This is a genomic window from Paenibacillus sp. HGF5 (assembly GCF_000204455.1).
GTDB classification, from domain to species: domain Bacteria; phylum Bacillota; class Bacilli; order Paenibacillales; family Paenibacillaceae; genus Paenibacillus_AQ; species Paenibacillus_AQ lautus_A.
In genome coordinates, this window is record NZ_AEXS01000176.1 from 23,957 (window position 1) to 32,806 (window position 8,850).

The 8,850-nt window shown below is 49.2% G+C and carries 7 protein-coding genes and 8 tRNA genes; all 15 read right to left on the reverse strand.

Going from position 1 to position 8,850, the window contains the following annotated elements; genetic code table 11:
* Positions 1–184: 184 nt before the first annotated feature.
* Complete coding sequence (locus HMPREF9412_RS30010; RefSeq protein WP_009595671.1) at positions 185–1,411, reverse strand: acyltransferase; 1,227 nt, start codon at positions 1,409–1,411, stop codon at positions 185–187.
* A gap of 180 nt (positions 1,412–1,591) precedes the next feature.
* Complete coding sequence (locus HMPREF9412_RS30015; protein ID WP_009595646.1) at positions 1,592–2,098, reverse strand: acyltransferase; 507 nt, start codon at positions 2,096–2,098, stop codon at positions 1,592–1,594.
* Positions 2,099–2,111: 13 nt separating this feature from the next.
* The gene (gene ppaX, locus HMPREF9412_RS30020) at positions 2,112–2,762 is read right to left on the reverse strand and encodes a pyrophosphatase PpaX (protein ID WP_009595649.1); all 651 of its coding nucleotides are present in this window, start codon (positions 2,760–2,762) and stop codon (positions 2,112–2,114) included.
* Positions 2,763–2,769: 7 nt separating this feature from the next.
* Positions 2,770–3,909 carry a prolipoprotein diacylglyceryl transferase gene (lgt, locus tag HMPREF9412_RS30025; protein ID WP_009595650.1) on the reverse strand — a complete coding sequence of 380 codons (1,140 nt, stop codon included), beginning with the start codon at positions 3,907–3,909 and terminating at the stop codon, positions 2,770–2,772.
* 21 nt (positions 3,910–3,930) lie between these two features.
* Entirely contained in the window at positions 3,931–4,869 is a 939-nt protein-coding gene (gene hprK / locus HMPREF9412_RS30030) for an HPr(Ser) kinase/phosphatase (protein WP_009595669.1), read from the reverse strand.
* A 526-nt stretch (positions 4,870–5,395) separates the two neighbouring features.
* Positions 5,396–6,520, reverse strand: coding sequence for an ABC transporter ATP-binding protein (locus HMPREF9412_RS30035; RefSeq protein ID WP_012818391.1), 1,125 nt, complete (start codon positions 6,518–6,520; stop codon positions 5,396–5,398).
* Between the two features lie 108 nt (positions 6,521–6,628).
* Positions 6,629–7,843, reverse strand: coding sequence for a PucR family transcriptional regulator (locus tag HMPREF9412_RS30040; protein WP_009595665.1), 1,215 nt, complete (start codon positions 7,841–7,843; stop codon positions 6,629–6,631).
* Positions 7,844–7,995: 152 nt separating this feature from the next.
* Positions 7,996–8,068 (reverse strand) — tRNA-Lys (locus tag HMPREF9412_RS30045).
* Between the two features lie 7 nt (positions 8,069–8,075).
* Positions 8,076–8,161 (reverse strand) — tRNA-Tyr (locus HMPREF9412_RS30050).
* Between the two features lie 12 nt (positions 8,162–8,173).
* Positions 8,174–8,246: transfer RNA gene (locus HMPREF9412_RS30055), tRNA-Phe, on the reverse strand.
* 93 nt (positions 8,247–8,339) lie between these two features.
* A tRNA-Asp gene (locus HMPREF9412_RS30060) sits at positions 8,340–8,416 on the reverse strand.
* Positions 8,417–8,429: 13 nt separating this feature from the next.
* Positions 8,430–8,505: transfer RNA gene (locus HMPREF9412_RS30065), tRNA-Thr, on the reverse strand.
* A 25-nt stretch (positions 8,506–8,530) separates the two neighbouring features.
* Positions 8,531–8,606 (reverse strand) — tRNA-Val (locus tag HMPREF9412_RS30070).
* A 9-nt stretch (positions 8,607–8,615) separates the two neighbouring features.
* Positions 8,616–8,692, reverse strand: a tRNA-Met gene (locus HMPREF9412_RS30075).
* A gap of 32 nt (positions 8,693–8,724) precedes the next feature.
* Positions 8,725–8,816 (reverse strand) — tRNA-Ser (locus HMPREF9412_RS30080).
* Positions 8,817–8,850 lie beyond the last annotated feature (34 nt).

The window sequence follows — 8,850 nt, forward strand, 5'->3', positions numbered from 1 at the left end:
TTAATAGATCCGTCTAACTTCTGGGTATAATTGTAACACAAGAACGGACCAGCGTGGCTTGCTTGTCTATTGGCTGAACCTGCATTGATCCGGATGGCCTCAATACAAAAAAAGCCGCCCGGGTGCCCGGACGGCTTTGCTTCATGATGATGGATAAGAAGTATATGCATTAGGCCTGATGCTCCTACAGATCGACCGATTTCTTGCTGTCGCCTGTAACGGTATCTTTTCTTTGCGATGGTGTCGTAGGTGCTTTGGAGGTTGGCTTCAATGATCGAGGAACGCTGCCCAGCAGCATCCACGACCCTGGAATCCACCGGAACACCGTCTGCACCACTAACGCACTGACGATCAAAGCCGTTACCATCCCGCCGTATATCCATATTAGATAATCATCGGTTACGGGATTCAGCTTCGGATCGAATTCCCGATACAGGAACAGCCAGAGCGGGTGCACGAGATAGATCGCGAAAGACAGCTCGCCAATCCGCGTCAGCACTTTCACAATGAGTTTCCAGCCGCTGCTATACAGCCAGCTCGCCAGCTGCATCAGCACAATCGCGGAGAACACGGTGTGCAGATTCCATAACAGCTCGTATAATAGGGAATCATATTTAGCGCCATGCAATCTCTGATTGTACCAAATCTGCACATGCGTCAGCGCCATCGCGAGCCAGCCGGCCCATAACACGATTGTGCCTGCTCTTTGACCAGTGGTTTGCTTTTTCCAAGAAGACGTCAGCCAGCCCTTGAATTTGTCGTAATTCATCGCCAGGTAAGCGCCGAGCATATAGTAGGCTAAATACGAAATGGCCAAGCTTCCTTTAAACGTGTACTGCAGCTCGTATTTGTTCCAGATGATGAAGCCCCATTGCAGCAGGAATCCAATCGGCACCGCCCACCTTACGAGAAACCGGGAGGATTTGAACAGCTTGAGGAAGATCGGAAACAGAATATAGAACTGCAAACTGATAAATACAAAGTATAAGTGCGTATAGTTCTGCCCTCGAACCAAGCGTTCAAAGAATAGCGGCATCTGTGCCCATAGATCAAACGAGCTGTTCAGCAGCCCGTTCTGATACATCCTCACAAAGAAGTAGATGATCGAGAACAACACGTACGGAAGCAAAATGTACAAGAGCCGCCGTTTATAGAAGTTTTTGATCAAGTCCTTGGTCAGCGGCCGGTCCGCATAGTTATAGAACAGCACAAAGCTGCTTAGGAATATAAACGAGGGGGTACCGTATTTAAAGAAAATATTCAAGAAATTAATAATATAATAGAATCGCGAATCAATCGCATCCACCGTTGCAAATGAAGTCGCATGAACGTGAAGCACGCCCAGGATGGCCAGCGCACGATAAATATCGAGCTGCGGCAGCCTTTCCTTTTTGTTCAGCGTTGCACCCATGTCAGGCGTCGCCTCCTTGTTTTCGAGTTTGTTGATAGAGTCAATGTATGCGAATGGACGGGCAAAAAAGTCCCTCAAGGCCATCATACCCCGGGGACTATTGTTCGCTTTGTGTCAGGTTATCCTTTACTCATTCTACAACAATTCAGCAAGCTTGAGAACCTGACTTGTCACATTACCTCAAATTGACTCGCTTTCCGTCGATGTCCTCTTCAGCTCTCGCAATGGATTCCCGCCTACAAAAACACCAGGTGCCACGTCTTTATGTACGACAGATCCTGCAGCAACGACCGCGCCGTCTCCGATCGTTACGCCTGGCAAAATCGTGGTATTCGCGCCGATGAGCACGTTCTCCCCGATCCGCACTTCACCCAAACGATATTCCTTTATTAAATACTCGTGAGCCAGAATGGTCGTGTTGTAGCCGATGACCGAATTCTCGCCGATGGTTATTTTCTCCGGAAAAAACACATCCACCATGACCATCAATCCAAACGCGGTATGCCTCCCCACTTTCATCCCGAGCATATGGCGATAGATCCAATTCTTCATAGGCAGGATAGGACAATAGCGGGCGATCTGGATAAAAATGAAGTTCTTGACGCCCTTGAACGGGCTCACGGTGCGGTAGATTTGCCATAACGCGTTGGGGCCTTCTACAGGATAACGGGTAATCTTTCTGGCCATGCTGCCAAAACTCCTATTCCTCTTGAAGTCCTACGATTTCAAACAGATCTCTCATATCCTTCAATATAAAATCCGGCCCGTACTCCATCAGCTTTTGCTCACCCTTGAGGGACCAAGCTACAGCGGCGGCCTTCACGCCCGCCGCCTTGGCAGACTGAATGTCCACCGGACTGTCTCCGATCATCAAAGTGGTGGCCGGATTGGCCCCCAGCTGCTCCATCGCCGTCAGGACGGGCTCCGGATGCGGTTTCGGATGCTCCACATCGTTCACCGTAACAATCGCCGACATGAAGCGCTCCAGATCGTACTTCTCCAGCGTCATCATGGTGGAAGGGCGGATCTTCGTGGTTACGATCCCGAGCGAAAGCCCGTGACGATGAAGACGCTCCACGACTTCGTTCACATGCGGGAATGGTTTGACCATGTCATCATGATGGATCGTGTTGAAAGAGCGATAGGCTTTGACAAGCGGACTGACATCCTCGACGCCCCCTGAGAAAGCCTGCAGCTGCTGTTCCAGCGTGGTTCCCATATGCGGAATGATCTGCTCTCTGGTCAACGGTCCCGGGGCCTGCGCCTCGAAAACATGCATAAACGATGAGATAATCAATTCATTCGTGTCGATAATGGTGCCGTCCAAATCAAACAGTACGGTTTCGATCATGCTGCAACTACTCCTTTTTGTCCTCCGTATCCGGTTTTATTGTCGGAGTGTCTTCTTCTTCCCGTGATGAGGATTTGACGTCTGTCTCCTCTGCTTGGGTAACAACGTCTTTATCCGCCATTCCCTCCGGTTCTGCGGCCTGTTTATGCTGTTTAGCAGGAGCCGGCGCAGGGGATTTGACGGTTTTGTTCGTTTGAAGATCGGCTTCCGGCGTTGGACCTGCTCCGGTCTTCGTCGACACGATCGGGTCCAAATAGCGCACATTGGCGCGGCCCGTTACACGGCGCACAATGATCAGTACGATGCCTCCGATGACAATCAATACGGACAGCAGCTGGGAGATCCGAATGTTGCCATAAGCCGGGTCAAGGTGACCCAGTTCAAATCCCATCCAAGTCATCGGTGCCCATAACGTATTGTTAATGAAATCGGCAAGTCCGGTGGCGCCTTGAAAAGCCAAGCTGTCCGTCCGCACCGCTTCAATAAAGAACCGGCCGATGGAATACCAGATGAAGTATCCGATGAAGAGTTCGCCTGCCCGCAGAAATTTCTGTCTGCGAATGATAAGCAGTATGACGATACCCAACAGGTTCCACAGCGATTCATATAAGAAGGTAGGGTGATGGAATACGCCCTGTACATTCATTTGATTCACGATAAAATCAGGCAAATGCAGCTGTCCTCGCAGGAAAGACTCGCTGACAGGACCGCCATAGGCCTCCTGGTTAACGAAGTTCCCCCAGCGTCCAATAATCTGGCCGGCCAACAAGGACGGCGCACAGATATCGGCAATTCGCCAGAAGTTGTAGCCTTTTCGGCGAACATAGATCAACGCACAGATAATGGCGCCGATCAAGGCGCCGAATATGGCAATCCCGCCATTCCATATTTTGAACACATCCAGGAAGTTATCCTTATAGTCTTCCCATTTAAAAGCTACATAATAAATACGAGCACCGATGATAGCGGAAGGAACCCCAAGCAAGAGCAAATCCATGAAAAATTCCTGCGGAATACCAAAACGCTTCCCCTCGCGAATGGCCAGCAGCAGACCTGCCAAGGCACCGAGGCCCAAAATCAAGCCATACCAATGAACACGCAACGATCCGATGGAGAACGCCACCGGATCGATGAGCAAAGTTTGCATCACTTATAACCCTCCCTAGTCCTAGTCCAAATCGTCCATATCTTCAGCAATCGTTGCCGTCAGCTTGTTCGTAAACTGCAGTGCAGCATTTAGTCCCATTTGCTTCAATCTGTAGTTCATAGCTGCCACTTCAATAATAACCGCAAGGTTACGTCCTGGACGAACCGGAATGGTGACCAGAGGGATATCCGTCTCTATAATTCGTGTTGTCTCTTCATCTAATCCCAGACGATCATACTGTTTATCCTGCTGCCAGGCCTCCAATCGAACAACAAGCGTAATCCGTTTATTATTCCGAACGGCGCCTGCACCGAATAACGTCATAACATTAATAATACCGACCCCGCGAATCTCCAGTAGATGGCGAATCAGTTCAGGCGCTGTTCCATGCAGCTGAAAATCCGACGTCTGGCGAATTTCCACCGCGTCGTCCGCGATTAAGCGGTGTCCGCGTTTGACGAGCTCCAGAGCCGTTTCGCTTTTCCCGATACCGCTCGAGCCCGTGATCAGCATCCCTACGCCGTAAACATCGCACAATACCCCGTGGATAGTCGTCGTTGGCGCAAGTCTGCGTTCAAGGAAACTCGTGAATCGGCTTGTCAGAATGGTCGTCGCCATGCTGCTGCGCAGCACGGGCAAACCTCTTTCATTGCCGAGCTCTACCAGCTCTTCCGGCACTTCCAGGGAACGCGTAACCACGATGCAAGGCGTTTCTTCCGTACACAGGCTGCGCATGCGTTCTTTCCGCTCTTCCGGCTTCAGCATTCCAAAGAAAGCCAGCTCCGTGCGCCCCATAAGCTGAACCCGTTCCCGCGGATGGTATTCAAAATAACCGGCCATTTCCAATCCCGGTCGATTCAGATCGTCCGTTGTAATCTGACGTTTCAAGCCTTCCTCACCTGCGATGACCTCCAGCTGAAACTGCTGGACCAGCTCGGATACCTTCACTTTCTTGGCCATGGTCTTACCCCTCTTCTTCCAGTGTATGTTGACATCACAAACGCAACCGGCATGCTGCACGGCTCGTTTTGGATGATATATTTCATGATCGGTTACTTTGCTAATTAAATTGGACGTCACAAGCCTAGCCGGCGGTCGGTCATGCTTCATGGAATACGCCCCAACAACCCATACGTTCAATGCTTATGTATGCCTTGCTTTGTGCTTATCTTATCGAAAAAAGCCAATGAATGCAATTCTAACCGGCTATCCGATACCAGGACATTGGACTTATCCAGGAGTGAAGCGACGCTGCTACGGCATATTGCGACTAAAACACAGATGTTCTATTACTAAAGATAACTCTCTTTCTATATCGACAATTGGTTGTCTGCTTTACACACTTTTAGCCTAGGACCACTTCTACCGTCTGCTAGAACTGCCTCAACCCTTCGATAAGGGCAGAAACTGTCTTGTTTTATGTCTTTTTCTCCTAAAAAAACCGCCCCTTGAGGGGCGGTTTTCAAGAGATCTCGATTGCTGAAGATTAGTCTTCGAGCAATACGTTCAATTCAGACTCTTTATCAAAGATATGAACTTTGTTCATGTCGAGTGCCAATTTCACATTGTCGCCTTCGCGAGTAGTCGAACGTCCGTCTACACGGCCGATAACTGTGTCGGTGCCCAAGCCGCTGAGGTACAAGAGCATTTCGTGACCAAGGTTCTCGGTTACGTCCACTTTCGCTGTGAAGATTGTGTTCGGGGAAGCTTCCAGGAATACTGGCTCTTCATGAATATCTTCCGGACGAACACCCATGATTACTTCTTTGCCAATCATGGATTTATTTTTGAGCAATTGTGCTTTACCGCCTGGAACTTGAACGTTCAAGCCCTGGGAAGTGAAGTATACGCCACCGTTTTGCTCGGACAATTTACCGTTGATGAAGTTCATGGTTGGGGAACCAATGAAACCAGCAACGAACAGGTTGTTTGGATTGTTGTACAGCTGTTCTGGGGAATCCGCTTGTTGAATGATGCCATCCTGCATAACAACGATACGGTCACCCATCGTCATAGCTTCTGTTTGGTCATGCGTTACATAGATACAAGTGGTTTCAAGACGCTTCACCAGCTTAGTAATTTCAGCACGCATCTGACCGCGGAGTTTCGCATCCAAGTTGGAAAGCGGCTCATCCATCAAGAAGACTTGCGGATCACGGACAATCGCACGGCCCAAGGCAACACGCTGACGCTGACCACCGGAGAGAGCTTTCGGTTTACGCTCGAGCAAATGCTCGATATCCAGGATTTTCGCTGCTTCACGTACACGCTTATCGATTTCGTCTTTCTTCACTTTACGGAGTTTCAAACCGAATGCCATGTTCTGATATACGTTCATATGCGGATACAAGGCGTAGGATTGGAATACCATTGCGATGTCACGATCTTTAGGTGCTACATCATTAACAACGCGGTCGCCAATGTAAAGTTTACCCTCGGAAATTTCCTCAAGACCTGCGATCATACGAAGTGTCGTAGACTTACCGCAACCGGAAGGACCTACCAATACCAAGAATTCTTTATCTTTAATATCCAAATTAACGTCAATTACAGTTGCTTTATCCGCACCTGCATACTTTTTGTAAATATGCTCTAAGCGTACACCAGCCATGTGCATTTGCCCCCTCATATGAATGTTATGAAATCGAATACAATTAATTTATAATCTTATATTACCCCATAGGCACCTGACTTGCTATACACAATCTGCACAAAAAACCTATTTCCTTTTCGTCACTTTATACAATAGAAGCGTTATTTTCACCAATACCGCATCACTGAAGCTGCGAACGTCAAGCCCCGTCTCCTGTTTGATCTTATCCAGTCGGTACAGCAGCGTATTTCGGTGAATATACAGGTGTTTTGCCGTCTCGCTCACGTTGCAGTCCAATTCAAAAAAAGACTCCAGCGTCGACAAGGTCTCACTGTCCTCGAATAAGTCGGTATGTCCGGCAGCATACTCCCGCAGGAATTGATTCCGTTGATACTCAGGAATACTGTAGACCAGACGCTCCAGATGAAGACCGGTCGATAGATGAATATGCTCCTTGACCTGAAAAGTACGCCCGATGGTCATGGTCTCTCGCAGCATGCCAACCGTCTGCGGCAAAGCTTGAAGCGCATTGACTGCCGGGATTGCCGAAATATGAAAATCGCCCACCCATTCCGTTGAAATGAGCTCGTACAGCCCCATACAGAATAAGGACAGCAAATCCTGATCGGCTTCTGAGGATGCTTCCTCTTTATCATCCGTCGTTATGCCGCCCAGCAGCTCCTGATTGGCAAGGATAATCCATTCCTTATCCAGCAGCGGCACAAGAATGATATCCCCGTCAAAATAACTGCGCAACAACCGCAGCAGCGCTTTATAACTTGGCGTGGGAGCATGCTCGCTCTCATGAATGAGGAGAAAGGGGACCATTTCCTCCGTCAAGCTTGTCCGAATCAGCATCTCATCCGGTAGCTCAGCATGCAGCTCGCCGGCTTGAAGGCGCTCTTTCAACCAACCGCCCAACTGCTGGGCGCGCCGTTCTTCTTCAACCTTGGCTGCATTCTTTGACATCGAGCCTGAAGGCGCTTCCTGAAGGCTCGTCAATAAAAGAGCGACAAGCCCAATCTCCGACTCCGTCAAAGCATTGGAATCCGCCACCAGGACCCGGCTCGGATCCTGTTGATTAACGGGAAACCAGATCTCACCAAGCTCCTTATGCACATAGGCACCATCAATCATTCGTGTTGTGTTTGAGCTTACGCTTTCTCCACGGCGAATTGAACTTGTAGTGCTTTCTTCACGACCAAACCGGTCACCGAATCGCGAGGTGATCGCCATCGATTCCGTGAGCCATAGCGATTCCTGCTCATTCAATGTTTTTAAGCCGAGTGAGGTACCCAAGGTCTGCTCCAGTTTCTGAACGATATGCTCCATCTCCACCATTGATGACTCCACCACTTTATCGTTTTTTCTTATTTTAGCATATCATCCTGCACAAACGACAATTCCTTCTCTTTAAGTCCGTGCGCCTTGGGAAATAGTTCGGTAAAAACAACACAAAAAGAGCCGTCAACAACGTTGACGACCCTTTCAGATGAGCCATGAAGGACTCGAACCTTCGACACCCTGATTAAAAGTCAGGTGCTCTACCAACTGAGCTAATGGCTCTTATTACTGGTGGAGGATGATGGATTCGAACCACCGAACTCGGACGAGAACAGATTTACAGTCTGCTGCGTTTGGCCACTTCGCTAATCCTCCAAAATATAAAGGTGGCTCGGGACGGAATCGAACCGCCGACACGAGGATTTTCAGTCCTCTGCTCTACCGACTGAGCTACCGAGCCAAACATGAATAACATTAAAATAAAGTGCGGAGTGTAACACTTCCCACTTTAATCTGTGGAAAACCGACCATTTTTATTCCTTAGGAGTAATAATGGCGGAACTGACGGGATTCGAACCCGCGATCTCCTGCGTGACAGGCAGGCATGTTAGGCCTCTACACCACAGTTCCGCATTATTAAAGATGGTGCCGGCGAGAGGACTTGAACCCCCAACCTACTGATTACAAGTCAGTTGCTCTACCAATTGAGCTACACCGGCATGGCAAGGTAATAAATATAATACATGGTGGAGGCTGAGGGGATCGAACCCCCGACCCTCTGCTTGTAAGGCAGATGCTCTCCCAGCTGAGCTAAGCCTCCAGGTATGTATGGTAGCGGCGGAGGGGATCGAACCCCCGACCTCACGGGTATGAACCGTACGCTCTAGCCAGCTGAGCTACACCGCCATATAAACCTTATTGCGTCCAAGTTATTCAAATGGCGGAGAGAGAGGGATTCGAACCCTCGCACCGCTTACGCAGTCTAACCCCTTAGCAGAGGGTCCCCTTATAGCCACTTGGGTATCTCTCCATCATAACTTGTATGCAGTTACAGAGATTGATTC

What these genes read in the sequence shown, in the direction of transcription:
- HMPREF9412_RS30010 (WP_009595671.1), bottom strand. Translation starts at nt 1,411, where the DNA reads ATGGGTGCAACGCTGAACAAAAAGGAAAGGCTGCCGCAGCTCGATATT.
- HMPREF9412_RS30015 (WP_009595646.1), bottom strand. Translation starts at nt 2,098, where the DNA reads ATGGCCAGAAAGATTACCCGTTATCCTGTAGAAGGCCCCAACGCGTTA.
- ppaX (WP_009595649.1), bottom strand. Translation starts at nt 2,762, where the DNA reads ATGATCGAAACCGTACTGTTTGATTTGGACGGCACCATTATCGACACG.
- lgt (WP_009595650.1), bottom strand. Translation starts at nt 3,909, where the DNA reads ATGCAAACTTTGCTCATCGATCCGGTGGCGTTCTCCATCGGATCGTTG.
- hprK (WP_009595669.1), bottom strand. Translation starts at nt 4,869, where the DNA reads ATGGCCAAGAAAGTGAAGGTATCCGAGCTGGTCCAGCAGTTTCAGCTG.
- HMPREF9412_RS30035 (WP_012818391.1), bottom strand. Translation starts at nt 6,520, where the DNA reads ATGGCTGGTGTACGCTTAGAGCATATTTACAAAAAGTATGCAGGTGCG.
- HMPREF9412_RS30040 (WP_009595665.1), bottom strand. Translation starts at nt 7,843, where the DNA reads ATGGTGGAGATGGAGCATATCGTTCAGAAACTGGAGCAGACCTTGGGT.